The organism is Sphingomonas crocodyli, from assembly GCF_004005865.1.
In the GTDB taxonomy this organism is placed as follows: domain Bacteria; phylum Pseudomonadota; class Alphaproteobacteria; order Sphingomonadales; family Sphingomonadaceae; genus Rhizorhabdus; species Rhizorhabdus crocodyli.
On sequence record NZ_SACN01000001.1, the window covers coordinates 808,093 to 832,816 of the forward strand.

Sequence of the window (24,724 nt, forward strand, 5' to 3'; positions counted from 1 at the left end):
ATCAGACCGCGGTCGATGCCACCTTGGCATGGCTGCCCGCTTCGCTCGGCTTGATCGTGCCGCCGAACAGCATCTTCAGCTTGCCGCCCAGCGACACATCCGATTCCCACAATTCGGCATCGGCAATGTCGAAGCGCAGCAGCGCGAGGTTCGGATCGTTCTTGCCGCCCGGGAACCAGGCTTCGGCGGCCTTCGACCACAGCTTGTCGATCATCGCGCGATCCTGATCGATCTGCGCGGTGCCCGACAGGCAGGCGAAGAAATCATGCCCCTTGGACACGAACTGCGCCATCGCGGCCCCACCGGCCGCCAGCCGATTGTCGCGGCCGATGAAGAAATAGAGCCGATCGACCTGATCCTTGTCGAGCTGCACCGTCAGCGGTTCGCTATGCTGGCCCGAACCTGTCAGGCCCACCATCATGAAGGGGCCATCGGTCAATTTCTTCCAGAGATGTTCCTTCAGCGTCTGTGCATCGGCCATGCGATCTCTCCTCGATTATCTCACAATGAAGAACGCCGCCCCGGAGGACGGCGTTCCTTGTCCTGACGGATTGTGCGATCAGGCGTCGGTGCCGGGTGTCGTGGTCTTGGGCGCCTTTCCATCCTCGACACGGCCCTCATTGCGCAGATCGCGGCCTTCCTGCGCCTTCTGCTGGCTTTCGGGCGATTTGCCGTGCTCGTAGGCCTCTTCCTTCACGAAGCCGGCCGCTTCCTTGATCTTGCCTTCGACGCTCATGTCGCGATCCTTTCCTTGCGTGGACTTCAATGTCCCTCGCCGGAAAGAACGGGCCTGACGGACGGCGCGTTCCGGAAATCCGACGCGACTTGATCCTTGTTAGGTCGATTTTCCCGTGGCTGCCATCGATGCCATATGCGGCGATCCGTGACGCCCCAGACGATGGGAAAGCGATATCGGATCAACGGCCAGTGGAGATGCAATTCGGACTTGGGCACTAATCTCAGCATGGCGAATGGGACTGGACATGCGAACCGCAGCTGAGACGAGATTGTACATCCACGAGACGATCGAGATCACCGTTCGTCACCGGCAGGATTTTCTGACCCACTTCCTGAGCTGGGCCGAGCCGGCGCGCGAGCTTTACGGGATGCGCCTTTTCGGGGTGTGGGCCGTCAACGGGTCGACGCACAGGTGGCCGGAGGCGATCGTGATGTGGGAGGTCGATGGACTGTCCGGCTTCACGGGGATGTTGAAGGGCGAATACGCCTTTCTCGCGGATCCCTCTCTGGCCAGTCGCGATCACTATGACATCTTCTGGGCGCATGCGCCGCAGGGCGTGACCGACACGAAGGGTGCCGATCGACTGCTCGCGCCAACGGCCTTTTCGCCGGCCCTGGCCGATGCGGCCACCGGCGCGATGGCAGGCGCAGGCTATGTGCATTACACGTTCCGCGGCCCGCCGGGGTGCATCGACGATCTTCTCGGCACGATCGGAACGGACTGGTGCCCGGCGTTCGGGCGCTTCGGACTGAAGCTGTGCGGCGCGTACAAGACGCTGTTGGTGAACGACAGCGAAGCGATCGCCTTGTGGGCGATCTCGGATTGGGCGCAGTGGGCGGAGCTGGAGCTTGCGATGTCGCACGATGACGCGCTTCGGGCATTACGCCATCGTGCAGCGGTGGCCAGGGTGGATTGGGAGGCCAAGCTGCTCAACCCCGCGCCGGGCATGCCGTTGTTGGGTCGGGGCTGACGCCGTCTCAGCGCCCGTTTTCCACCGCCCGGGTCGTCGCAATCGCAGTCGATGCTGCCTTTCGCGACAGGAGAAGTGATAGGAGGGCGAGCGGACAGAAGGTAGCCGTGGCGATCGTCAGCGCCGTTGCCAATTGCCCCGCATCGCCCAGAGCATGCTCGGTCAGCCACGCGATGCTCGTCGGGCCGATCACCATGCCGAACAGCGTATAGATCGCGGTGACGAGCGCGATCACCTGCGCCCGCAAGTGACGGGGCGCAGCGAGCTGAAGTTCAGCGGCTACGATGCCTGTATAGGGCAGCACGAGATGGAAGAGAGCCAGGAAGGCTAGCGAAACCGCCGGTCCGGCGCGCAGCGTGAACGCCCCCAGCCCCGCGACGAGCAGAAGGATCGAGACGCCTGCGAGATAGACATAAGGCGCGTTCGCGAAGCCGCGCAGCGTCAGCCGATCGGCGATATGGCCGCCGCCGACATAACCGGCGACACCGGCGATCAACTGGATCACCGCAAGCGCAAAGGCGAAGTCGACGATCTGGAGACCGTAGCTTCGCACGAAGAAGCTGGGTGCCCAGTTCGTTATTCCATAAGCGATGGCGCACAGCAGAGTGACCGCCAGCGAGAACAGCAGCACAAACCGCGTGTTGGTTCGAACCCAGCCCAGAAGCGCCGGCTGTGAAGGCTGTTTTTCAGCCACATCAAGCCCGATGCCGCCGCGCACATCCGGGATCAGGAACACCAACGCTGCCATCGCGATTCCGGGCAGGCCGGCGGCGATGAAAACGAGCTGCCAGGGTTGCACTTCGCCGATCACGGGGAGGATCAGCGTACCGGCACGGCTGGCGGCCTGCAGGAGATAACCGCCGCCCGCCATCGCCGCGGCCCCGCCCACCGCAGCACCCGCCGAAACGATCCCGAAGGCGAGCGCCCGCTGCCGATAAGGAAACAGATCGGCCAGAAGCGAGAAGGCGGCGGGCATCAATGCCGCTTCCCCGACACCGACGAGGAAGCGCGCGCCCAGCAGCTGCGAATAGCTGCTGGTCATTCCTGACGCCATTGTCGCCAGCGACCAGATCGCCACGCCCCAGAAGATCACCTGAACCCGGCTGTAGCGATCGGCCACCCACGCGAGCGGCGGCCCCGCCAGCGCAAAGCACAGGGCGAAGGCTAGGCCTTGCAGATAGCTGATCTGGACGTCGCTGATCCCCAGATCGTGCTTGATGGGTTCGACCATCAGCACGATCGTCATCCGGTCGACATAGGCCAGCACGACGAGCATGAACAAAATCGCCAGTGCCACCCAGGCGCGCGGGTGCCGCGCCTGGGCCTGAGCCGCTTCCGTCATCAGAAGTGGAAGCGGGCTTCGACGCCATAGGTGCGCGGCGGCGCGAAGAAGATGCCGTCACCGCCGGGCAGGACGCTTGCCCCCTGGTAGTAGAGCGTGTCGGTCAGGTTCTTGCCCCACACCGCCAGTTCCAGCCCGTTCGCCGATCGCCAGAAGGCGCGCGCATTGACGGTCTGATAGGACGGCTGACGGACCCGATTGTCGAACGTGTAGGAGAATTTGTCGGACATATAGACCGTCGCGCTCACGCCGACTTCGTCCGTTCCGATGGGCTTCACATAGTCGACGGTGGCCGACACGGTGAAGTCGGGCGAACGGATCAGCGGGTTACCGCTCGCGTTGATGACGGTCTGGACGTTGCCATTATTGGCGATCACGCCCCCTACCCTGCGCGGCTGCTGCACGATCGCGTTACGGAAATCATCGAAGCGCGCGTGAAGCCACGAGAAGGTACCGGAGATCGTGAGTTCGCGGCTCGGCCGCGCGACGGCATCAAGCTCGATACCGTAGATGTTGGACGATGCGGCGTTGATCGTCTGGCCGACGATCGCACCGTTTGGCAGCGTCACCGCGGCCTGCACCTGCTGGTTCGAATATTTGTAATAATAGCCTGCCGCGTTGACCGAGAAGCTGCGCGAGGGCGCAGACTTGATACCGACTTCATAGGCGTCGAGCTTTTCGGGCGCGAAACCGGCGGTGGCCAGCGAACTGACCGTGAAGCCCCCGCTCTTAAAGCCCTTGCTGTAGGTCGCGTACACATTCGTGTCGTTCGTGACTTCGTATCGCGCGCTGATCCGCGGCGTGAAGCTGTCGAACGAGCGATCGGCCAGTTCGGGAAAAGTGCCCGTATTGAAGGTGCCGTATAGTGTGCGCTTTTCATGGCTGTAACGCAGTCCGGCGATCATCGTCAGGCGCGGGGCGAGCGTGTAGGTGACCTCGCCGAACGCCGCATAGGCCTTCGTATCCTGCTTGCCGTAGATATTGGTGGCGCTTGTCGGGCTGATGACCGCCAACGGATCGTAGCGGGCGCTGTCGTCATAATAGAACAGGCCGGCCACCCACTTGAGCGGCCCGCCGCCATTGGACGACAGGTTCAGTTCCTGGTTGAACGTCCGCTGGAACGAGGTGGTGTAGAAGATCGAAACCGGTGCGTTGGTGAAATCCGCCTCCGATTGCGAATAGAGGTTATAGTGGCTGTAGCTGGTCAGCGACGTCAGCGTCGCAAAGCCGAGATCCAGCCCCGCCTCCGCGCTGACGATCGCGCTCTTGTTGTGGATGCCGCCCAGATCCTGCTGCGTGCCGGTCAGGCGGTTGTTGGCGATTGCATAGGGGGTGGCGGGGATCTCGACACCCGGCAGTCCGCGCCCGGCGGTATTGCCATTCAACGGCTGGCTGCCCGCATTATCATCCTTCCGATCGCTATATTCGCCCGAGATCAGCAACGTCAGCGTATCGGTGGGTTCGAGCAGCAGCTTGGCCCGGACCAGTTTCGCATCGACACCGCCGAACCGGGCGCCGGTAATGGCATCACGCAGATAGCCGTCGCTCTTTTGATAGAGGCCGCTCAGGCTCAGGGCCGCGACCTGATCGGCGATCGGCACGCTGACGAAGCCGCGCACCATCTTGTCGTCGAAGCGGCCATAGCTCGCCACCACATCGCCGGTCAGATCATAGGTCGGGCGCCGCGTCTGGATGCGGATCGCGCCGCCCGTCGCGTTTCGCCCGAACAATGTGCCTTGCGGCCCCTTGAGCACCTCGACGCGATCCACGTCGGGAAGATCGATGAAGTTCGCCGTCGCGTTCGGGCGATACACGCCGTCGATATACAGCGATATGTTGGAATCGTTACCGGGATTGCTGTCGACCGAGGTAACGCCGCGGATCGCCGGTTGGAAATTGTTGCCGTTGCGCGCAGTGCTCAACCCCGGCGTGACGGTCTCGAGTTCGCGCAATTGGGTGACGCCTTTGGCCTCGAGATCCGCGCCGCTCTGCACGGTCAGCGAAATCGGCACGTCGCGCGCCCGTTCGTCGCGCCGCTGCGCGGAGACGATGATCTCGGCAACGTCTGCGCTGTTCTGATCGGCGATCGAGGGCGTGGCGTCCTGTGCAGCAGCGACGGTCCCGCAAGCCATTGCGCCGCAAATGACGGCGGCGTTGCCCATGAAGTGCGCGAAGCTCCGTTTCATCTTCATCCCTCCCCATCAGCCCCTATCGCGTACGTGGGGCGTTAGTATTTTAAGTAATCGTGACCAATAAATCGGCCCTGGCTACGTTGAGGCTGCCTATTGATCCCGACCTTATAGTTACATTCGGCGCATCAATGCTTGTCTTGTTGCGATGCCATCCGCAGCCCTTGAGGCCGCCAAAACATCTTTAATGTACCCACCCGAAACCCGTCGAGAAGAGGTTGCCCGCACAAACTCTTCATTCGTCCGAAAAAGCTCGTCGGAAATCGCAGCTTAGTGACGCAGGGGAATGGGATCCGCCGGCAAGCCCAGATTGGCGCGCAATGTCGTCCCTTCATATTCGGTCCGAAACAGTTCGCGCCGCCGTAGCTCGGGAAGAACAGCGGCGATGAAATCATCCAGCGAGGTCGGCATCACGGCTGGCATCAGGTTGAAGCCGTCGCATGCCCCACCAGTGAACCAATGCTCCATCTGGTCGACGACATCGGCGGCCGTGCCGCGGACAACGAGATGCGCATTGCTTGCCGACGACCGGATCAGCACCTCACGCAGGCTGAGGCCTTCGCGGCGGGCGGCCTCGACATGGTTCATGCCCCGGCTGATGACGGCCTCCGGCGGCATTTCGGGAAATGGTGCGTCGAGCGGCAGATCCGACAGGTCGACGAACTTCAACGCCATCTGCAATCGCGTCCGCGCGGGCCGGAGATCGATGAGTTCGTTCAGCTGCGCCCACTTCTCATCGGCTTCCGCGCGGCTTTCGCCGGTGATCACCATGCATCCGGGCAGGATCTTCACATGATCCGGGTTGCGCCCCAGCGCCGAAGCGCGCGAGCGAATATCGTCATAATAAGCCTTTGCGGCCGTGAAATCGGATTGCGCCGTGAAGATGATCTCGCCAACCCGCGCCGCAAGCCTGCGTCCTTCTTCGGATTGCCCCGCCTGGGCAAGGACGGGGCGCCGCTGCGGCGAAGGCTCGATACCCAGCGGCCCGCGGACGTTGAAGAAGCGGCCCGCGTGGCGGATCAGGTGAACCTTCTCGGCGTCGGTATAGGTTCCCGACTGCTTGTCGCGACGAAAGGCACCGGGTTCGACGCTGGCCCACAGCTTCAGGACGACATCGACGAATTCCTCGCCCTTTTCATAGCGATCGGCCTGAGGCGGAAAGACCTGATCCGCATATTGGGTCGCATCCTCGGGCGCGATGCCGGTTACAATATTCCACGCCGCGCGGCCCCCGCTGATCAGATCGAGGGAGGCGAGTTCGCGGGCGACATCATAAGGGGGGCGATAGGAGGTCGCGATGGTCCCGGCGAGGCCAAGATGCTTCGTATGCGCGGCCAGCCCCGCGAGCCACGTCATCGGCTCTAGGCGATCCGCGGCGCTGTTGAACGGGAAGATGTCTGGCTGTTCCGCATCAGGCGGTGAAATGATGTCAGCGACGAACATCATGTCGAACTTCGCGGCCTCCATCTTTTTTGCGGTCTCGACCCAAAGATCATAGCTGGAACCATGTTCGGGTCGCGCGTCCGGATGCCGCCAGCCCGCCTGATGATAGCTGCCATTGCCCTGACAAAAGCCGCTCAGCCGCATTTGACGTTTCGTCATGTCTCTCTCTTGTCGATTGTCGTTCTTGCCGCCGTCTTGGATGATTTTCGGGGCTTTTCCAGCGGAGGCGGCGCTCCGCGACGCAAAGCGAGCGGTTTCGGATCATCGCGCGAATGTCGGCGGGCGGTGCCTAGCCCAGCAAGCCGATCCAGTCGGTCGGGCTTGCATCCTCACCGCCCCCAATGTCGCGTTTATAGGCCGACGGGGGCACGCCGAAATGCGCGGTGAAGCGCCGCAGAAAGGCCGTGTCGGAACTATAGCCTACCTTTGCCGCGATCGCCTTCACCCGCAGGTTGCTTTCGCGCAGCATCCTGGCGGCGATTTCCATGCGTTGTTCGGTTACGACTTCCATCGGGCCGCGCTGATAGAAGTCCTTGAACGCTGCAGCGAAGGTCGATCGAGACATCGCGACATAGCGCGCGAGCCGTTCCACCGTCCACGAATGACCCGGCTTCATCCGCACGGCCTCGATGGCGCGAACCATCGCCGCGGTGATCTCGTCGCGGGAGTGGAACAGTTCGGGATGTTCCAGCAGGACGTCACGCAGTTCGCGGACAAGAAGCAGTTCGGCAAAGCGCGAAAGACAGGCCATCGCACCGGGGCGTCGCGCGGTGAGATCCAGCGCGCGGGCGGCCGTTTCAGCCGCGGGGCGTTCCTCGTCATAGGTCCGGGTGCCCAGCAACACGGCGGGCAACGCCTGCGGCCGTGGCAGAGCGGCCGGCCAGTCGACATGAAGCTGCGCGCTCAGCACGATCGCGGCATCGTCCCCCTTCGCCGATCCCACATCGATCAGGCGCGGGATATCCGCATCCTTGGCATCATCGAAGCAATCGAGACGGCGCAGCGATGTCGCGCCGTCGGAACGCAAGCTATGGCGTTGCCCTCGCGGCAATATGGCGGTGGCGCCCGCCCGGAGACGCATCGGCGGATCCTGATCCACCTGCAACTGCAGCTGTCCGCGCGTCACGAAATGCACCGCGCAATGATCGCCGGCCGGCATCGTGAAACCTTCGCCTGGCGCGACCCGGATACGCACCCAATCCGCGCCGAGCAGGTTGATGCGATTGAGCACGCCCGAAAGCGACGGCAGGGGGGCGTCTGCCTTCCCGGTCATATCCAGCCTCCGATCTGGCCGCTTCGCATGCGGCTCATTGATCGAGGATTGCTAGATCAGAGGTCGGCAATTGATAGACCTGCAGGCCTGCATCGCGGCCCTCCGGACGATTGGCGAGTTATTTCGGCGTTTCACTCGCGATCTATCTAGATCGCATAGTCGATCCCGCGCCGTTCCAACATGCGCAGACAGGCCTGCCACTCGATGCATTCGCGCCCATCACGCGGCCCGCCCGCGCGCTCCATCCAGCGATCGACCACGGCGACATGCTGTTCGAGCACCGATTTGGGCGGGACGATGCACCCGTCCCTGTTCGCCACCGCAGCGACCTGCGCCTTGCAGGCGAACTCGAAATTGTGAAGGTGGACGAACGCCTCGGCGATCGTTGTACCTCCGATGAGCACGCCATGATTGCGCAGGATCACGATGTCGGCCGTCGCGAAATCATGGACCAGACGATCGCACGCGGCATCGTCGAAACCATAATCGTGATAGCCGAGCAGCCCCATCAATCCCATCGCCGTCTGCGTGATCGGAAACAGCCCCCCTTCCATCGCCGACACCGCCATGATCGCGGGCGTATGAACATGCGCGAGGCACATCAGATCGGGACGGCTCCGCAGCACGCTTCCGTGCAGAACATGGACGGCCTCGTTGCGCTCCGCCCCCGCGCTACCCGGCCGGGGCAATACCGCGCCACTTTCCGCATCGACGGTGATCAGGTTCGAGGCGGTAATCTCTTCGAACATCAACCCGTAGCGATTGACCAGATAGGTATTGGTCGCATCCGGAATCCGGGCCGAAAGATGGTTATATATCAGGTCGGTCCACCCGAAATGATCGACAAGCCGATAAAAGGCGGCAAGGTCGACACGCGTGCGCCATTCCACTTCGCTCATCGCGTGATCTGACGTTCGATGTATCGGTGTGACTGGCGATTTTTCCATGACACCATTTACGCCTGCTTCGCCGTCATCGACGAGCGCCCAATCGTCCGAAACCCAACGCTGTGCGTCCCGGCGGGTCTGCCCGCATTTACTTGGCTTAGTGGGCTCTGTGCTGCGTCGGCGCGCAGATTCGAGGAAGTCCTATGGCGACTTTACCATGCGACGGTGATGGAGAGTTTCCAGACCGTACAGGATACCGCGCGGGCCGCATAATCGCCGGTCGGCCTAGCGGCGACATCGGCGGATTGTTTCTCTATGGGAAATAATCTCCTTCGTGTTTTGCGCATTCATCTCGCCGAATGTCAGCCGCATAAACCGCATACAGGGTCGGGAATGGCCCGGTCTGAACCCTTGGAGAAGCATCATGAAGCTCTACCATCATCCGCTGTCGGGCCATTCGCACCGTGCCCGCCTGTTCCTCTCGCTGCTCGGGCTGCCGCACGAACTGGTCGAGGTCGATCTGAAGTCGGGAGCCCACAAGACGCCCGACTTTCTCGCCAAGAACCCATTCGGGCAGGTTCCCGCGCTCGAGGATCGCGACATCATCGTCGCGGATTCCAATGCGATCCTCGTCTATCTCGCGAAGAAGGCCGGGCGCACCGACTGGTTGCCTGAAACGCCGTTCGAGGCGGCCGCTGTCCAGCGCTGGCTCTCGGTCGCGGCGGGCGAGATCGCTTATGGTCCGGCGGCTGCGCGGCTCATCACCGTGTTCGGTGCGCCCTATAATGCCGATGAGGTGATCGCCCGCGCTCATGTCATTCTGGCGAAGATCGAACTCCATCTCGCCCATCGCGACTGGCTGGCCGCCGACGGGCCTACGATCGCCGATGTCGCGATCTACAGCTATGTGGCGCGCGCGCCGGAGGGCAATGTCGATCTGTCGGGCTATCCGGCGGTGAAGGCGCTTCTGCGCCGGATCGAAGCACTGCCGGGCTTCGTGCCTTTCGTCAAAACGCCCGTCGGCCTCGCCGCGGCCGCATGATCGTCACGCCGGGCGCGTCTGACCGCGCGTCCGGCTCGCTTCGGGAGGCAGGGATGATCGACAAGCCGAAGCTGGCCATCTGGCATGAGGGCGAGCGGGCCCTTCAGGAAAAGGTGGGCGTTGCCGATCGGATGGCGGAGATCGGCAAGCGCGTGGTGCGCGATTTCATGCCCGATCAGCATCGCGACTTTTACGCGCAGCTTCCCTTCATCGTCCTCGGCAGCGTCGATGCTGCCGGCGATGCCTGGGCCACCTTTGTCGAGGGGCGGCCGGGCTTCATGTCCTCCCCAACGCCGACCATTCTCGACATCGCGGCCCGCCCGCACCCCGGCGATCCCGCCGGCCAAGGTATCGGCGACGGCACGCCTGTCGGCCTGCTCGGGATCGAACTGCACACGCGCCGCCGCAACCGGATGAACGGCGTCGCGACGCACACCGACGGCGGTATGCGGATCGAAGTCGACCAGAGCTTCGGCAATTGCCCGCGCTACATCCAGTTGCGCGACTTCGCCTTCGTTCGCGATCCCGCCTTGCCGGTCGCGGACGAGGCCGAGGAACTCCCGCAGATCGACGCGCCCGCCCGCGCAATGATCGAAGGCGCCGACGCTTTCTACGTCGCAACCTATGCCGATCGCGAGGGGGCGCGACAGGTCGACGTGTCGCACCGCGGCGGCAAGGCCGGGTTCGTTCGCGTCGCCGAAGACGGGCTGCTCACGATCCCCGATTTCGACGGCAATCTGTTCTTCTCCACGCTGGGCAACATCCTGCTTAACGGGAAGGCCGGGCTGGTCTTCGCGGATTATGCGACCGGCGACATGCTGCACATGACGGGCGATGCCGAGGTGATCCTGGACTCGCCCGAGATTGCCGCCTTCCAGGGCGCCGAGCGGCTATGGACCTTCCGCCCGCGCCGCATCGTCCGCCGTTCGGGTGCGCTTGCCCTGCGCTGGACCTTTCGTGCGGATGGCTGGTCGCCCAATGCGCTGATGACCGGCGACTGGGATCAGGCCGCCGATCGCCTGCGCGCGGCGGAACTTGCCACCCGCTGGCGCCCGATGAAGGTCGTCCGGATCGTTGACGAAAGCAGTACGATCCGGTCGTTCCACCTGACGCCCGACGACGGCATCGGCCTGCTCCCGCATCAGGCGGGCCAGCACCTGCCGATCCGGGTGACGTTGGCGGGCGCGGACAAGCCGATCATCCGCACCTACACATTGTCGGTCGCGCCGTCCGACAATCTCTACCGGATCAGCGTGAAGCGCGATGGCGCGGTCTCCAGCCATCTCCACGACAGCATCCGCGAAGGCGACATCATCGAGGCCCGCGCGCCGGCCGGCGATTTCGTGATCGATGCACAGGCGACGCGGCCTGCGGTGCTCCTGGCGGGCGGGGTCGGGATCACCCCGATGCTCGCGATGCTGCGCCACGTCGTTTACGAAGGCGTCCGCAAGCAGTCGGTTCGCCCGACCCACCTCTTTCACGCCGCCCGCATCCGCGCCGAGCGCCCGTTCGATACCGAACTCGCCGATCTGGTCGAGGCTTCCTACAATGCAGTGCGCGTGATCCGGGTGCTCAGCGACCCGGCCGGCGCTCGGGAGGGCGTCGATTATGATGCCGCCGGGCGCATCGATATGCCGCTGCTGACCCGCTTCCTGCGCTTCGACGATTACGACTTCTATGTCTGCGGTCCGCCCGCCTTCACCCAGTCGCTCTACGACGGATTGCGCGGATATGGCGTTGCCGATGCGCGCATCCATGCCGAGGCTTTCGGCCCGTCGTCACTGGTCCGCACCCCGGATGCCGGCACGCCACCCCCGAAGCGCCGCCCACCGTCGGACAAGCCGGTCCCCGTCGCCTTCCTCAATTCGCTGAAGGAAGCGCGCTGGACGCCGGGTGCCGGCACCTTGCTCGAACTGGCCGAAGCCCGCGGTCTGGAGCCTGAGTTCAGCTGCCGCGAGGGATCGTGCGGAACCTGCAAGACCAAGCTGCTCAAAGGCGCCGTCACCTACATCAGGGAGCCGACTGCCGCCGTTGCCGAGGATGAGGTGCTGATCTGTTGTGCCGTGCCCGCAAAGCCGGAAACCGACGACGAAGACCGTATTCAACTCGCGCTCTGACCATCATTCCATCCCGAAAGGACCGATCATGTCCCGTCCGCCGCTTCCCCCCCTTCACCGAACGCAGCGCCATCGAGAAGGTGCGCCTGGCCGAAGATGGCTGGAACAGCCGCGATCCGGCGAAGGTCGCGCTCGCCTACACGGTCGACACGCGCTGGCGGAACCGCGCCGAGTTCGTGACCAATCGCGAAGAGGCGCAGGCCTTCCTCACGCGCAAGTGGAACAAGGAACTCGATTATCGCCTGATCAAGGAACTTTGGGCGTTTACCGGCAACCGCATCGCGGTGCGCTATGCCTACGAATATCACGACGATAGCGGCCATTGGTTCCGCGCTTATGGCAACGAAAATTGGGAATTTGCCGAAGACGGGCTGATGCGCGCGCGTCACGCCAGCATCAACGAGCATCCGATCCGCGAGGAGGATCGCAAGTTCCGCTGGCGGCTCGGTCGCCGCCCGGACGACCATCCCGGCCTCAGCTATTTCGGCTTCTGACCGGGGCGTCCATACCCACATTCCATCCGATTTTCCGCCCGATATCCTATGCAAGGCTTCCGAAGTGGATGCGGAGACGCTTATGCAGATGCACTGGCGTTGCGGCATGGGAAGGTGCGGATGGACCGTTGGCAGGCGATGCGCATTTTCGTCAAAGTCGCCGAAACGGAAAGCTTCGTTGCGGCGGCGCGCGACATGCATGTCAGCGCGCCGGTCGTCACCCGCGCGATCGCGTCGCTGGAGGCTTTAATCGGCACCCGCCTGCTCGTGCGCACCACCCGGTCGGTGAAGATGACAGAGGCCGGCGTCCGCTATTTCGACGATTGCCGCCGCATCCTGTCCGACATCGCCGAGGCGGAGGCGGCCGCCGCCGGGTCCTATGCCACGCCTGCGGGAACATTGGCCGTCACCGCATCCGCGATGTTCGGCCAGATCTACGTCCTCCCGATCGTGACCAAATATCTGGATGCCCACCCTACGATGTCGGCGCGAACCTTCTTCGTCGATCGGCCGGTCAACATCGTCGAAGAGGGCATCGATGTCGCGATCCGCATCGGGCACCTGCCGGATTCGGGCTTCTCCGCGATCAAGGTGGGCACGGTCCGCCGCGTCATCGTCGGATCGCCCGCTTATTTCGATCGGCATGGCATTCCGGAAACGTCCGCCGACCTGAAACACCATCGCATCGCGGCCGCCACCAGCGCATGGGGATCGCCCGAATGGCGTTTCGCCAATGATCAGCGCGTCACCGTCAACGCCGTGCTTCAGTGCAATACCAACGATGCTGCGATCGCCGCGGCAAAAGCCGGTTGGGGCCTCACGCGCGTGCTGCATTATCAGGTCGGCCCCGCATTGCAGGCGGGCGAGCTCCAGATCGTCCTGGCGGACAACGAGGAACCGCCACTCCCCATCCACGTAATGCACCCCGAAGGCCGCCATGCGCCTGCCAAAGTGCGGGCCTTCGTCGATCTCGCGGTATCACGCCTGCGCGAGAGCCGGTTGCTCAACTGAGCCGAGGCGTATCATCCTGCGCTCGTTGAACGCGCCCATTCCCGGTTGATGGCAAGCGCGGCGAGGGTGCAGATCGCGCCGGAGAGCAGGTAGGCCCCGACCGACCAGAGGCCGAAGCGGGTCGCCAGCGCCAGCGCGACCAGCGGGGCGAAGCCGGCGCCGATCAGCCAGGCGAGGTTCGCGACGGTCGCCGCGCCGGTGTAGCGGCGCTCGCTGGAGAAGCTGCCGTTCACCGCGCCCGATGACTGGCCGAAGGCGATGCCGAGCAGGACGAAGCCGGCGAGCATATAGACGGTCTCACCGAAGCCGCCCGCGCCGAGCAGTTGCGGCGCGAAGCCGCTATAGGCCGCGATCAGCCCGGCCGAGATGCCCAGCACTGCGCGCCGCCCGACCCGATCGGCGACAACACCCGAGGCGAGCATCGCCAGCACGCAGACCATCGCGCCGATGATCTCGATCAACAGGAAGCGTTCGGCCGATTCGCCGGTGTTGAGCAGCACCCACGACAGCGGGAACACCGTGACGAGGTGGAACAAGGCGAAGCTGGCGAGCGGCGCGAAGGAGCCGAGCGCGATCGTCCGCCAATCGAGCCGGACGGTTTCCCAGAACGGCGCGGGCTGCAGTTCGCGGCTTTCGAACAGATGCTGGAATTCGGGCGTCGCCACCAGCCGGAGCCGGGCGAACAGGGCGACGACGTTGATCGCGAAGGCGACGAAGAAGGGATAGCGCCAGCCCCACGACAGGAAATCGGCGTCCGACAGGGTCGTCAGGAAGAAGGCGAACAGGCCCGCCGCCACGATCAGGCCCAGCGGCGCGCCCAGCTGCGGGATCATCGCATACCAGCCGCGCTGGTTGGCGGGCGCGTTGAGCGACAATAGCGAAGGCAGCCCGTCCCACGCGCCGCCCAGCGCCATGCCCTGCCCGATGCGCAGCACCGCCAGGGCCCAGATCGCGGTGACGCCCATCTGTTCGTAACCCGGGATGAACGCCATCGACATCGTCGATCCGCCCAGCAGGAACAAGGCGATGGTGAGCTTCACGCCGCGCCCGTGATGGCGATCGATCCACATGAACAATGCCGACCCCAGCGGGCGTGCGAGGAACGCCAGCGAGAACAGGCCGAACGAATAGAGCGTGCCCGTCACCGCATCGACGAAGGGAAAGAGCAGCGACGGAAAGACCAGAACTGACGCGATCGCATAAACGAAGAAGTCGAAGAACTCGCTGGTCCGCCCGACGACAACGCCGATCGCGATCTCGCCCGGGGCGATACGATGCTCGTGCGCGTGCAGACGCTGCGCGTCGCGCTCGAGAGTTGTCGAATTCGATCCGGCGATCGGTGCAGTCATAAGGGTTCGCTCCGGCGGACAAGCCTGATAATATGTTGTTTCGACGCTCCTTGCACCAGAAATGCAGCACCGGGGGGATAGGACAAAATGTCCAATGTCGGCACGACAGCACGCCGGGATAGGCGGTGACCATGCGCGAACACCTTTTTCCTGCGATCCCGCGTCCCCTGAAGGCCGCGACCATCCTATCGGCGGCGGCTCTGCTGTCGTCCTGCAGTCGGGCTGTGCTCGATCCGGCAGGCGACATCGCGGTGCAGCAGCGAGATATCATCTACATCTCGACCGCTTTGATGCTGCTGATCATCGTGCCGGTGATGGCGCTGATCGTCGTGTTCGCGTGGCGCTATCGCAAGGGCAAGGGCGCGACCTACGATCCGAAGTTCGATCATTCGACCGCGCTGGAACTGGTGATCTGGTCGGCGCCGCTGCTGATCATCATTTGTCTCGGCGCGCTGACATGGTGGAGCACGCACCTGCTCGATCCGTTCCGCCCGCTCAACCGCGTGTCGGCGACGAAGGCGGTCGATCCCAACGTCAAGCCGCTGGTGATCCAGGTCGTCTCGCTCGATTGGAAATGGCTGTTCATCTATCCCGAACAGGGCGTCGCGACGGTCAACGAGCTGGTGATGCCGGTCGATCGGCCGGTGCGGTTCGATCTGACGTCCACCAACATGATGAACACCTTCTACGCGCCGACGCTCGCGGGGATGATCTACACCATGCCGGGGATGCGCAGCACGCTTCACGCGGTGATCAACCGCGAAGGGACGTATGACGGCCTGTCCGCCAATTATAGCGGCGCGGGCTTTTCGCACATGCGCTTCAAGCTGCATGGCGTGAAGGATGCCGGTTTCGAAAGCTGGGTGGCGGGTGTCCGCGCCCGCGGATCGGCGCTTGATGTCGACAATTATCTGAAGCTGGAAAAGCCGAGCCAGCGCGTGCCGGTGATGCGCTTTGCGCAGGTCGAACCCGAACTGTTCCGCCGCATCCTGCAACGCTGCGTCAAGCCCGGCACGCCGTGCATGACCGGGATGCACGGTTCGCAGCCGGAGGAAGGCAAGCCCGAAGGCGCGGTGTTCAAGGAAGGGCATGAAAAGGGCGGGGGCGAAAGCCTCACCCCGCAGCCCGGCGCGCAATCGCCGCCGCCGGCCGCCGGCCAGCATCACGACCATCACAGCTCGCTCAACCTTATCGACGCCGCGCCGGGCACCGCCCGCGTCGCCGCCGCCTGATCGACGGAGCCATCATGTTCGACGAATCCGTCATCAAGACGATCTTCGGTCGCCTGACCCTCGAATCCTTCCCGGTCCACGAACCGATCCTGCTCGTCACCTTCATCGTGGTGATGACGCTGGGCCTCGGCATCGTCGCCGCGGTCACCAAGTACAAGCTGTGGGGTTTCCTGTGGCGCGAATGGTTCACCTCGGTCGATCATAAGAAGATCGGGATCATGTACATGATCCTGGGCATCATCATGCTTCTGCGCGGTTTCGCCGACGCGCTGATGATGCGCGCGCAGCAGGCGATCGCGTTCGGCGCGAGCGAGGGCTATCTCAACTCGCATCATTATGATCAGATCTTCTCGGCGCACGGGACGATCATGATCTTCTTCGTCGCGATCCCGCTGATCGTCGGCCTCGTCAACTATGTGATGCCGCTGCAGATCGGCGCGCGCGACGTGGCCTTTCCCTTCCTCAACAATCTCAGCTTCTGGCTGACGGTGGCAGGCGCGCTGCTGGTGATGGTGTCGCTGTTCGTCGGCGAATTCTCACGCGGCGGCTGGCTCAATTATGTGCCGGTCACCAACCTGCAGAACAGCCCCGATACCGGGCCGGATTATTATCTGTGGGCGCTGCAGATAGCCGGTGTGGGCACGACGTTGTCCGCGATCAACATGGTCACGACGATCATCAAGATGCGCGCGCCCGGCATGACGATGATGAAGATGCCGATCTTCACCTGGACGGCCCTGTGCAGCAACGTGCTGGCGATCGCGATCTTCCCGGTGCTGACCGGCGCCTTCGCGCTGCTGATGCTCGATCGCTATGTCGGCACCAACTTCTTCACCAACGATCTCGGCGGCAACCCGATGATGTATTGGAACCTGGTGTGGATCTGGGGCCATCCGGAGGTGTACGTCCTCGTCCTGCCCGTCTTCGGCATCTATTCGGAGATCACGTCGACCTTCACCGGCAAGCGCCTCTTCGGCTATTCGTCGATGGTCTATGCCACGGTCGTCATCACGATCCTGAGCTACCTCGTGTGGCTGCACCATTTCTTCACGATGGGATCGGGCGCCAGCGTCAACAGCTTCTTCGGGATCGCCACGATGGTGATCTCGATCCCGACCGGCGCGAAGATCTTCAACTGGCTGTTCACGATGTATCGCGGCGAAATCCGCTACGAACTGCCGATGATGTGGGTGGTCGCCTTCATGCTCACCTTCGTGGTAGGCGGGATGACGGGCGTGCTGCTCGCGGTGCCGCCGGCGGACTTCGTGCTGCACAACTCGCTGTTCCTCGTCGCGCACTTCCATAACGTGATCATTGGCGGCGTGGTGTTCGGCCTGTTCGCGGGGATGGATTACTGGTTCCCCAAGGCCTTCGGTTTCCGCCTCGACCGTTTCTGGGGGAAGGTGACCTTCTGGGGCTGGGTGATCGGATACTGGGTTGCGTGGACGCCGATCTACATCGTCGGCCTGATGGGCACGACGCGCCGCGTGAACCATTTCGACGATCCCAGCCTTCAGATCTGGTTCGTGATCGCGGCGATCGGCGCGGTGATCATCCTGATCGGTATCCTGGCCTTCGTGATCCAGATCGCGGTCAGCATCATCAACCGCGACAAGCTGCGCGACACGACGGGCGATCCGTGGAACGGTCGCACGCTTGAATGGTCGACCAGTTCGCCGCCGCCCGCGTACAACTTCGCCTTCTCGCCGCAGGTCCACGATCTCGATGCATGGTACGACATGAAGGATCGTGGGGCCGAACGGCCGGTAAAGGGCTTCCTGCCGATCCACATGCCGCGCAACACCGGGGCAGGCGTGATCCTCTCCGGCCTTGCGATGGTGCTGGGCTTCGCGATGGTCTGGTACATCTGGTGGCTCGCCGCTTTGTCGGCCGGTGCGCTGCTGATCGGCGGGATCATCCACACCTTCAATTACAACCGCGACTATCACATCCCGGCGGATGAGGTGGCGGAACAGGAAGACGCGCGCACGAAGCTGCTCGCGGCGGGGGCGGCAGCATGAGCGCGACCAGCATGACCGATACCACCACCTTCTACGTCACGGAGGAGGAGCATCACGAAGCCGGCGGCGCGACGCTGCTGGGCTTCTGGATCTACCTGATGAGCGACGCGCTCATTTTCGCGACCCTGTTCGCCACCTATGGCGTGCTGAGCAGCAATTTTGCGGGCGGGCCTTCGCCACGCGAAATCTTCGAACTGCCGCTTGTCGCGCTCAACACCGCGATCCTGCTGGTGTCGTCGATCACTTACGGTTTCTCGATGATCGCGATGCAGGAGGGCAAGCTTGGCGCCACCAAGGCATGGCTGGCGATCACCGGCTTGCTCGGCGCGGCGTTCGTCGGCGTCGAACTGTACGAGTTCAGCACGCTGATCCACGAAGGTGCTACGCCGCAGACCAGCGCCTTCCTCTCGGCCTTCTTCACGTTGGTCGCGACGCACGGGCTGCACGTCAGCTTCGGCATCCTCTGGCTGGTGGTGATGCTGGTTCAACTGTCGCAGCGCGGGCTGCATCCGGAAAACCAGCGCCGGCTGATGTGCCTCAGCATGTTCTGGCACTTCCTCGACGTCGTGTGGATCGGCGTCTTCACCTTCGTCTATCTGCTCGGGGTTCTGTGAGATGAGCGACACCACCCACGATCAAGCGCCCCACGTTTCGCGCAGCGCCTATGTGTACGGTTTCCTGCTGTCGGTCGTCCTGACCGCGGTGCCGTTCTGGCTGGTGATGAACCATGTGCTGGCCCCACAGGCGACCGCGATGGTGATCATCGCCGCCGCCGTCGCGCAGATCCTGGTCCACACGGTATGCTTCCTGCACGTCAACACGAGTTCGGAGGGGGGCTGGACCCTGCTGGCTTATGCCTTCACGGCGGTACTGGTGCTGATCGTGATCGTGGGATCGCTGTGGATCATGTACCACCTCAACGCCAATATGATGCCGATGGGCGACGGGATGGACGCGCAACCCTGAAGCCTGCGCCATGAAACGGGCGATCCTGATCGCGCTCGCGCTGATCGCGACGATCGGCTTCGTGGCGCTGGGCATCTGGCAGATCGAACGGCGCGCGTGGAAGCTCGATCTGATCGCGCGTGTCGAGGCGGGGATCCACGCCGCGCCGGTGCCGATCGCCGAAGCGCATGGCGACGAATATCGCCGCGTCACGGCGACGGGCACCTTCCTGCACGACAAATCGGTGCGGGTGCAGGCGCTCACCGAACGGGGCGCGGGCTTCTGGCTGCTTACCCCGTTGCGCACCGCGCAGGGCATCGTGCTGGTCAATCGCGGTTTCGTGCCGGCGGGCTGGCGCGATCTGTGCGAAGGCGCGCAGGGCGGGGTGCGCGTGACCGGCCTGCTTCGTCTCACTGAACCCGGCGGCGGCTTCCTGCGCGCGAACGATCCGCGCGCCGGCCGATGGTATTCGCGCGATGTGGCCGCAATCGCCGCCGCGCGCGGGCTGGGGCCGGTCGCGTCCTTCTTCGTCGATGCCGATGCCTCTCCCCATAAGGTCGGCTATCCGGTAGGTGGGCTCACCGTGGTTCGCTTCAACAACAACCATCTGGTCTATGCGCTCACCTGGTTCGGCCTTGCGGGGCTGAGCGGCTTTGCGGCCTTTTTGCTGCGGAAGCCCCGGCGGCGTTGATGGACGCTCCGCTTCTCGCGCTCGCGCGCAAGCCCAACGGGTCCACCACCGAAACGGCGGCGGCCGAAAATATGCGCCAGCTTATCCAACTGCGCTGGATCGCGGTGGCCGGGCAGACGATCGCGATCCTGTTCGTCCATTATGTGCTGGGCGTTGCCCTGCCGATGGTCGAGATGCTCGGCGTCGCGCTGCTGCTGGCGGCGACCAACCTGTTCGCGACGCTCGCGCGGCGGCGGCATCATGTCCGCGAGGGGGAGGTGATGCTCGCCCTGCTCGTCGACATGGGCGTGCTGACGCTGCAGCTCTATTTCAGCGGCGGCGCGGACAATCCCTTCATCTCGCTCTATCTGCTGCAGGTGGTGTTGGGCGCGATCCTGCTGGAGGCCGCGTCGGCGGCGGTCCTGGGGGCTGCGACCGCGCTCAGCTATGCGCTGCTCAGCACGCGATCGATCCCGCTGCGTCTGCCGCCGGAGCTTGCGGCCGGGGGCGTCGATCTGTTCGCGATCGGGCGCTGGATCGCCTTCGTGATGGTCGCGGCCCTGCTGGGCATGTTCATCATCCGGATCATCCGCAACCTGCGCGCCCGCGACGCGCATCTCGCCGATCTGCGCCAACATGCGGCACAGGAGGAGGGGATCGTCCGCATGGGCCTGTTCGCATCGGGCGCCGCGCACGAACTCGGCACCCCGCTGGGCACGCTGTCGGTGATCCTGGCCGACTGGCGGCGCATGCCCGCGATCCGGCAGGACGATCAGCTTGCGGTCGAGGTCGAGGAAATGGTCGCCGAAGTGCAGCGATGCAAGGCGATCGTGTCGGACATTCTCCATTCGGCCGGGCAGCCGCGCGGCGAGGCGATGGAGAGCCTGGCCGCCGCCGCCTTCATCGATGCGACCGTCGCCGAATGGCGGCCGACGCATGCGCAGGTGCCGCTGGCTGACAATTGTGCGGATGCCGCCGGCGCGGTGATCGCCGCCGATCCCGCGTTGCGCCAGGCGATCTGGAACCTGCTCGACAATGCGGGGGAGGCGTCGCCCGCCGGTATCTCGATCGATGCGGCGATCGAGGGGGAGATGCTGGCGATCGCGGTACGCGATGGCGGGCCGGGCTTCGCGCCGTCCGCACTCGACAAGGTCGGGACGCTTTATCAATCGACCAAGGGGGCCGGGCACGGCCTCGGCCTGTTCCTTGCCAGCAATACGATGCGTCGCCTGGGCGGGGGGCTGGAGGCGCGCAATCGCGAAGGCGGCGGCGCGGAGGTGCGGTTGCTCCTGCCGCTGGTCAGTGCTTCGGGAGCCGGCTGATATGGACGATCACAGCCTGATCATCGTCGAGGATGACGCAACCTTCGCCCGCACGCTGCAGCGATCGTTCGAACGACGCGGCTACCGCGTCCGTGTCGCCGCCAGCCCGGCCGAACTCGACGCGCTGCTGGAGGCGGAGACGCCCGACCATGCCGTCGTCGATCTCAAGCTGGGCACGGCATCGGGCCTGCCCTGCGTGGCGAAGTTGCATGCGCACGATCCCGCGATGCTGATCGTCGTTCTGACCGGCTATGCCAGCATCGCGACGGCGGTGGAGGCGATCAAGCTGGGCGCGTGCCACTATCTCGTGAAGCCGTCGAACACCGACGATATCGAGGCGGCGTTTGGCCGCGCGGCGGGCGATCCCGACGTGCGGGTCACGGCGCGATCCTCGTCGATCAAAACCCATGAGTGGGAGATGATCAACGAAGTGCTGGCGGAAACCGGCTTCAACATCTCCGAAACCGCACGGCGGCTGGGCATGCACCGCCGCACATTGGCCCGCAAACTGGAAAAGATGCCGGTCAAATAGGCGCGCGCGCCGCGCCGACGACATGGTCGACGAACAGCCGCGCATGCGGGCTGAGCGCCTTGAAATCGGCGGCGCAGATCAGCAGTTCGCGATCGGCCCAGCCATCGGACAATGGGATGGTCGCGATGCCGGTCGCGCGACACAAAGCGGCTGCGGCCAGCGGCACGATGCCCAGGCCCACGCCCGCCTCGACCAGCCGAGCGACCGCATCGAAGCTGCGCAGGCGCACGCGATAGTTGATCCGGCGGCCCAGCCGCGCGGCATGATCGGCGAGGTGGCTGTGCAGCGCGCCGGCGCTGAGCCCCACAAAGGGTTCTTCGAGCAGTTCGGCGAAGGCGACCGTGTCGCGGCTGGAGAGCGGATGGGCGGCGGGTGCGATCAGCACCAGCTTGTCCGATGCGAGCGCGATCGTTTCGAGCATCGCGCTATCGGCGCTGTTGGCGATCACGCCGAATTCGGCGCGCCCTTCGGCGATGGCGGCGACGATGTCGGCGCTCGTCCGTTCCTCGATATCGATGTCGACATCGGGATGCGTGGCGAGGAAGCTGCGCAGCGCGGCGGGCAACAGTTCGACCAGCGCCGCCGTGTTCGACAGCATACGGATCGATCCCTTCAGCCCGGTCGCGAAGCCGCGCAGGTCGCCGCGCATCTGTTCGACCGCCGCACCGATCGAGCGGGCATGGTGGAGCAGGCTGCGCCCCGCGGCCGTCGGCACCACGCCGCGCCGCCCGCGATCGAGCAGCGCGACGCCCAGCATCGCCTCCATCCCGCTCACCCGCGCGCTGGCCGATGCGAGCGCGAGATGAACCTTCTCCGCACCCTTCGAAATGCTGCCCGCCTCGACGATCGCGACGAACAGCCGCAGGTCCACCAGATCGAAGCGCACGTCCTATCCTTCGTTCTATCCGAAAGCTGACATCGCATATCGCGCATTGTGGGCGATCGCCAGCGGGCGCAAGGCCACGGGATGGATGGCGTGATACTCCTTGCTCTGGCCGGTTTCGTTGGCGGTGGCATGAATGCGCTGGCGGGCGGCGGGTCGTTTGTGACGTTGCCCGTGCTGATCGCGAGCGGTGTGCCTTCGGTCTCGGCGAATGCGACGAGCAGCGTCGCGCTCTATCCGGGCGGCGCGTCGAGCGCGTGGGTCTATCGCGCGGGGCTGAGGCCGATCGGCGGAGTTCGGTTGCCGCCAATGCTGGCGGTGACTTTGCTGGGCGGTCTTGTCGGGAGCCTGCTGCTGCTGTGGACACCGACCCGGCTGTTCGATGCGCTGCTGCCCTGGCTGATGCTGGTCGCGACGATCACATTGGCCTTCGGGGCGCGGCTGGGGCCGGCGCTGCGGCGCAGGCTGAGTGTCGGCCGGCATGCGGTGCTGGGCGTCCAGTTCGTGCTTGGCGTCTATGGCGGCTATTTCGGCGGCGCGGTGGGGCTGATGATGATGGCGGCGTGGAGTTTGCTCCACGATGCGGACATCAAGCTGCTCAATGCGCCGCGGACGTTGATGGTGACGGCGGCCAACAGCATCGCGATCCTGTGTTTCGCACTGGCCGGCGCGGTGCGCTGGGATGCTGCATTGTTTGTCGGCGGCGGTGCGCTGGCGGGCGGATATGCGGGCGCGCATCTCGGCCGCATCCTTCCGGCCCCAGCCGTGCGGGCCGCCACGATCGCCTTGTCCATCGCCGTCACCACCCTGCTGTTCGTTCGTTTCTATCGTTGAGGATCCCATGACCGTTTCACATCACGACGCCACCAGCCGTCAATTCGGCACGCAGGCCAGCGCCTATGTCGCCAGCACCGTCCACAGCGCCGGCCCCGATCTCGATCGGATCGAGGCGATCGCGCGGGATGCGGGCGGTCGTGCGCTCGATCTGGGATGCGGCGGCGGGCATGTCGCCTATCGTGTCGCGCCGCATGTTGCGGAGGTCGTCGCGTGCGATCTGTCCGCCGACATGCTGGCGGCGGTTGCGGCCGAGGCGGAGGCGCGCGGGCTGGGCAATATCACGACCCGGCAGGCACCGGCCGAGCGACTGCCCTTCGCCGATGCCAGTTTCGATCTGACCTTTTGCCGGATGAGCGCGCATCACTGGCGCGATTGGGATGCGGGGCTGCGCGAGGCGCGGCGGGTGACGCGGGCCGGCGGTCGCGCGGTGTTCATCGATCCGGTCGCCTTGCCGATGCCGCTGGCCGACACGCATCTGCAGGCGATCGAATTGCTGCGCGATCCCAGCCATGTGCGCGATTATTCGGTCGCCGAATGGAGCGCCGCGCTGGGGCGGGCGGGCTTCCTGATCGAAGCGGTGGCGACGCATCGGCTGCGGATGGAGTTTGCCAGCTGGATCGCGCGGATGCGGACGGCGGAGGCGCATGTCGCGGCGATCCTGTCGCTGCAGCACGGCGCCAGCGCCGAGGTGAGATCGGCGCTGGCGATCGAGCCGGACGGGAGCTTCCTGCTCGATGTGGCGATGTTCGAGCTGCGCGCCGCCTAGGCGGCGACAGCCTCGCCGCGCAGGGCCGCTGCGACCACATCGGCCTCGGTGCGGCGAAGCCAGTCGGGGCTAACATCGACGAAGCGGACCACATGGCTGCGATCGATCAGGACGATCGCGGGCTGGGGCAGTTCGCCGGTGCCGGTGCCCGTCAGGCTGCCGATCCACTCGCCCCCGCCCGGTGGCGGCGCATTGTCCAGCGGCACGAAGGCGATGCCGAGCTGCTTCGCCAACGCATTGTTGCGGTCGCTCGCCACCGCGTAGCTCAGATCATGCCGCTGGCGGATCGCATCTAACCCATGTTCGGGGAGATGCGGGCTGACCGCGACCAGCCTGATGCCAGCGGCCCGCAGCACGGGGGCCAGCGTCCGATCATAATGCGGCAGCGCGATGTTGCAGGCGGGGCAGCCGGCGAAACGGAAGAAGACCAGAGCGACGGGGCCGTCCGCCGTCAGATCGTCGAGCGTCACCGTGCCGCCGGTCGACAGATCCAGCGTGAAGGGCGTTACCCGATCGCCGGGCCTGACGACCTTCGCGGGATCGAAGGCGTCGACCAGCGCCTGACGCTGCGCGACATTCCTGGCGAGTTTTGCCGCGTCCCAGGTTCGCTCGCGCTCGGCATGGAGCGCGTCGAACTGCGCCGTGAGGGATTGGGGCATC

The 24,724-nt window shown here is 64.6% G+C and carries 23 protein-coding genes and 1 pseudogene; 14 read left to right on the forward strand and 10 right to left on the reverse strand.

Features of this window, described 5'->3' with window-relative positions:
* Position 1: 1 nt before the first annotated feature.
* Entirely contained in the window at positions 2-481 is a 480-nt protein-coding gene (locus tag EOD43_RS03850) for a pyridoxamine 5'-phosphate oxidase family protein (RefSeq protein ID WP_127741256.1), read from the reverse strand.
* Between the two features lie 78 nt (positions 482-559).
* Complete coding sequence (locus EOD43_RS23530) at positions 560-736, reverse strand: hypothetical protein (RefSeq protein WP_164857076.1); 177 nt, start codon at positions 734-736, stop codon at positions 560-562.
* A 271-nt stretch (positions 737-1,007) separates the two neighbouring features.
* Here EOD43_RS23530 and EOD43_RS03855 point away from each other — a divergent pair, with 271 nt between their 5' ends.
* Complete coding sequence (locus EOD43_RS03855) at positions 1,008-1,709, forward strand: hypothetical protein (RefSeq protein ID WP_127741258.1); 702 nt, start codon at positions 1,008-1,010, stop codon at positions 1,707-1,709.
* A 7-nt stretch (positions 1,710-1,716) separates the two neighbouring features.
* Here EOD43_RS03855 and EOD43_RS03860 read toward each other — a convergent pair whose 3' ends face one another.
* From EOD43_RS03860 to EOD43_RS03880, 5 genes are all read right to left on the reverse strand, one after another.
* A complete protein-coding gene (locus tag EOD43_RS03860) occupies positions 1,717-3,051 on the reverse strand; it encodes an MFS transporter (protein ID WP_127741260.1) in 1,335 nt (444 codons plus the stop codon).
* Positions 3,051-5,237 (reverse strand): TonB-dependent receptor, encoded by a 2,187-nt coding sequence (locus tag EOD43_RS03865; protein WP_164857077.1) that lies wholly within the window; start codon positions 5,235-5,237, stop codon positions 3,051-3,053. The genes EOD43_RS03860 and EOD43_RS03865 overlap by 1 nt, the downstream gene beginning before the upstream one ends.
* Positions 5,238-5,510: 273 nt before the next feature.
* Positions 5,511-6,842, reverse strand: coding sequence for an LLM class flavin-dependent oxidoreductase (locus EOD43_RS03870; RefSeq protein ID WP_127741264.1), 1,332 nt, complete (start codon positions 6,840-6,842; stop codon positions 5,511-5,513).
* Positions 6,843-6,972: 130 nt separating this feature from the next.
* Entirely contained in the window at positions 6,973-7,956 is a 984-nt protein-coding gene (locus tag EOD43_RS03875) for an AraC family transcriptional regulator (RefSeq protein ID WP_127741266.1), read from the reverse strand.
* A 146-nt stretch (positions 7,957-8,102) separates the two neighbouring features.
* Positions 8,103-8,903, reverse strand: coding sequence for a class II aldolase/adducin family protein (locus EOD43_RS03880; protein WP_127741268.1), 801 nt, complete (start codon positions 8,901-8,903; stop codon positions 8,103-8,105).
* Between the two features lie 364 nt (positions 8,904-9,267).
* On the opposite strand from EOD43_RS03880, the gene EOD43_RS03885 reads away from it, so the two are divergent.
* The 4 genes and pseudogenes from EOD43_RS03885 to EOD43_RS03900 all read left to right on the forward strand — a co-directional run bounded on the left by EOD43_RS03885 (position 9,268) and on the right by EOD43_RS03900 (position 13,507).
* Positions 9,268-9,885, forward strand: a complete 618-nt coding sequence (locus EOD43_RS03885) for a glutathione S-transferase family protein (RefSeq protein ID WP_127741270.1) — start codon at positions 9,268-9,270, stop codon at positions 9,883-9,885.
* A gap of 53 nt (positions 9,886-9,938) precedes the next feature.
* Positions 9,939-12,002: a 2Fe-2S iron-sulfur cluster-binding protein gene (locus EOD43_RS03890; protein WP_127741272.1), complete on the forward strand. Its 2,064-nt coding sequence runs from the start codon at positions 9,939-9,941 to the stop codon at positions 12,000-12,002.
* A 28-nt stretch (positions 12,003-12,030) separates the two neighbouring features.
* Positions 12,031-12,496, forward strand: a pseudogene (locus tag EOD43_RS03895) (nuclear transport factor 2 family protein).
* Positions 12,497-12,616: 120 nt separating this feature from the next.
* Entirely contained in the window at positions 12,617-13,507 is an 891-nt protein-coding gene (locus EOD43_RS03900) for a LysR family transcriptional regulator (protein ID WP_127741274.1), read from the forward strand.
* Positions 13,508-13,518: 11 nt separating this feature from the next.
* Here the strand turns inward: EOD43_RS03900 and EOD43_RS03905 are convergent, their stop codons facing one another.
* A complete protein-coding gene (locus tag EOD43_RS03905; RefSeq protein WP_127741276.1) occupies positions 13,519-14,856 on the reverse strand; it encodes an MFS transporter in 1,338 nt (445 codons plus the stop codon).
* 131 nt (positions 14,857-14,987) lie between these two features.
* Between EOD43_RS03905 and cyoA the strand changes: the two genes are divergently transcribed.
* From cyoA to EOD43_RS03940, 7 genes are read left to right on the forward strand one after another with little or no spacing between them, the layout of a single operon-like run.
* Complete coding sequence (gene cyoA, locus EOD43_RS03910) at positions 14,988-16,088, forward strand: ubiquinol oxidase subunit II (protein WP_127741278.1); 1,101 nt, start codon at positions 14,988-14,990, stop codon at positions 16,086-16,088.
* Positions 16,089-16,102: 14 nt separating this feature from the next.
* Positions 16,103-18,109, forward strand: coding sequence for a cytochrome o ubiquinol oxidase subunit I (gene cyoB / locus EOD43_RS03915; RefSeq protein ID WP_127741280.1), 2,007 nt, complete (start codon positions 16,103-16,105; stop codon positions 18,107-18,109).
* Positions 18,106-18,723 (forward strand): cytochrome o ubiquinol oxidase subunit III, encoded by a 618-nt coding sequence (gene cyoC / locus EOD43_RS03920; RefSeq protein ID WP_127741282.1) that lies wholly within the window; start codon positions 18,106-18,108, stop codon positions 18,721-18,723. Before cyoB ends, cyoC begins: the two co-directional genes overlap by 4 nt.
* A 1-nt stretch (position 18,724) precedes the next feature.
* Positions 18,725-19,075 (forward strand): cytochrome o ubiquinol oxidase subunit IV, encoded by a 351-nt coding sequence (gene cyoD, locus EOD43_RS03925; protein ID WP_127741284.1) that lies wholly within the window; start codon positions 18,725-18,727, stop codon positions 19,073-19,075.
* A 10-nt stretch (positions 19,076-19,085) separates the two neighbouring features.
* Positions 19,086-19,745 carry an SURF1 family protein gene (locus EOD43_RS03930; RefSeq protein ID WP_127741286.1) on the forward strand — a complete coding sequence of 220 codons (660 nt, stop codon included), beginning with the start codon at positions 19,086-19,088 and terminating at the stop codon, positions 19,743-19,745.
* Positions 19,745-21,046 carry an ATP-binding protein gene (locus EOD43_RS03935; protein WP_127741288.1) on the forward strand — a complete coding sequence of 434 codons (1,302 nt, stop codon included), beginning with the start codon at positions 19,745-19,747 and terminating at the stop codon, positions 21,044-21,046. Before EOD43_RS03930 ends, EOD43_RS03935 begins: the two co-directional genes overlap by 1 nt.
* 1 nt (position 21,047) lies before the next feature.
* A complete protein-coding gene (locus EOD43_RS03940; protein ID WP_127741290.1) occupies positions 21,048-21,578 on the forward strand; it encodes a response regulator transcription factor in 531 nt (176 codons plus the stop codon).
* On the opposite strand, the gene EOD43_RS03945 is transcribed toward EOD43_RS03940, so the two are convergent.
* On the reverse strand, positions 21,571-22,464 hold the full coding sequence (locus EOD43_RS03945; RefSeq protein ID WP_127741292.1) for a LysR family transcriptional regulator: 894 nt from the start codon (positions 22,462-22,464) through the stop codon (positions 21,571-21,573). The two genes, EOD43_RS03940 and EOD43_RS03945, sit on opposite strands and share 8 nt — an antisense overlap.
* Before the next feature lie 81 nt (positions 22,465-22,545).
* Here EOD43_RS03945 and EOD43_RS03950 point away from each other — a divergent pair, with 81 nt between their 5' ends.
* Positions 22,546-23,295, forward strand: coding sequence for a sulfite exporter TauE/SafE family protein (locus EOD43_RS03950; RefSeq protein ID WP_127741294.1), 750 nt, complete (start codon positions 22,546-22,548; stop codon positions 23,293-23,295).
* Positions 23,296-23,302: 7 nt separating this feature from the next.
* Positions 23,303-24,064 carry a class I SAM-dependent methyltransferase gene (locus tag EOD43_RS03955; RefSeq protein WP_127741296.1) on the forward strand — a complete coding sequence of 254 codons (762 nt, stop codon included), beginning with the start codon at positions 23,303-23,305 and terminating at the stop codon, positions 24,062-24,064.
* On the opposite strand, the gene EOD43_RS03960 is transcribed toward EOD43_RS03955, so the two are convergent.
* Entirely contained in the window at positions 24,061-24,723 is a 663-nt protein-coding gene (locus tag EOD43_RS03960) for a peroxiredoxin-like family protein (protein ID WP_127741298.1), read from the reverse strand. The genes EOD43_RS03955 and EOD43_RS03960 overlap by 4 nt on opposite strands.
* Position 24,724: the final 1 nt, after the last annotated feature.

Coding starts and splice junctions, on each gene's coding strand:
- EOD43_RS03905 (WP_127741276.1), bottom strand. CDS start 14,856: ATGACTGCACCGATCGCCGGATCGAATTCGACAACTCTCGAGCGCGAC.
- EOD43_RS03940 (WP_127741290.1), top strand. CDS start 21,048: ATGGACGATCACAGCCTGATCATCGTCGAGGATGACGCAACCTTCGCC.
- EOD43_RS03865 (WP_164857077.1), bottom strand. CDS start 5,237: ATGAAACGGAGCTTCGCGCACTTCATGGGCAACGCCGCCGTCATTTGC.
- EOD43_RS03870 (WP_127741264.1), bottom strand. CDS start 6,842: ATGACGAAACGTCAAATGCGGCTGAGCGGCTTTTGTCAGGGCAATGGC.
- EOD43_RS03850 (WP_127741256.1), bottom strand. CDS start 481: ATGGCCGATGCACAGACGCTGAAGGAACATCTCTGGAAGAAATTGACC.
- EOD43_RS03900 (WP_127741274.1), top strand. CDS start 12,617: ATGGACCGTTGGCAGGCGATGCGCATTTTCGTCAAAGTCGCCGAAACG.
- cyoC (WP_127741282.1), top strand. CDS start 18,106: ATGAGCGCGACCAGCATGACCGATACCACCACCTTCTACGTCACGGAG.
- EOD43_RS03880 (WP_127741268.1), bottom strand. CDS start 8,903: ATGGAAAAATCGCCAGTCACACCGATACATCGAACGTCAGATCACGCG.
- cyoB (WP_127741280.1), top strand. CDS start 16,103: ATGTTCGACGAATCCGTCATCAAGACGATCTTCGGTCGCCTGACCCTC.
- EOD43_RS03885 (WP_127741270.1), top strand. CDS start 9,268: ATGAAGCTCTACCATCATCCGCTGTCGGGCCATTCGCACCGTGCCCGC.
- EOD43_RS03875 (WP_127741266.1), bottom strand. CDS start 7,956: ATGACCGGGAAGGCAGACGCCCCCCTGCCGTCGCTTTCGGGCGTGCTC.
- EOD43_RS03950 (WP_127741294.1), top strand. CDS start 22,546: ATGGATGGCGTGATACTCCTTGCTCTGGCCGGTTTCGTTGGCGGTGGC.
- EOD43_RS23530 (WP_164857076.1), bottom strand. CDS start 736: ATGAGCGTCGAAGGCAAGATCAAGGAAGCGGCCGGCTTCGTGAAGGAA.
- cyoD (WP_127741284.1), top strand. CDS start 18,725: ATGAGCGACACCACCCACGATCAAGCGCCCCACGTTTCGCGCAGCGCC.
- EOD43_RS03935 (WP_127741288.1), top strand. CDS start 19,745: ATGGACGCTCCGCTTCTCGCGCTCGCGCGCAAGCCCAACGGGTCCACC.
- EOD43_RS03890 (WP_127741272.1), top strand. CDS start 9,939: ATGATCGACAAGCCGAAGCTGGCCATCTGGCATGAGGGCGAGCGGGCC.
- EOD43_RS03930 (WP_127741286.1), top strand. CDS start 19,086: ATGAAACGGGCGATCCTGATCGCGCTCGCGCTGATCGCGACGATCGGC.
- EOD43_RS03955 (WP_127741296.1), top strand. CDS start 23,303: ATGACCGTTTCACATCACGACGCCACCAGCCGTCAATTCGGCACGCAG.
- EOD43_RS03960 (WP_127741298.1), bottom strand. CDS start 24,723: ATGCCCCAATCCCTCACGGCGCAGTTCGACGCGCTCCATGCCGAGCGC.
- cyoA (WP_127741278.1), top strand. CDS start 14,988: ATGCGCGAACACCTTTTTCCTGCGATCCCGCGTCCCCTGAAGGCCGCG.
- EOD43_RS03860 (WP_127741260.1), bottom strand. CDS start 3,051: ATGACGGAAGCGGCTCAGGCCCAGGCGCGGCACCCGCGCGCCTGGGTG.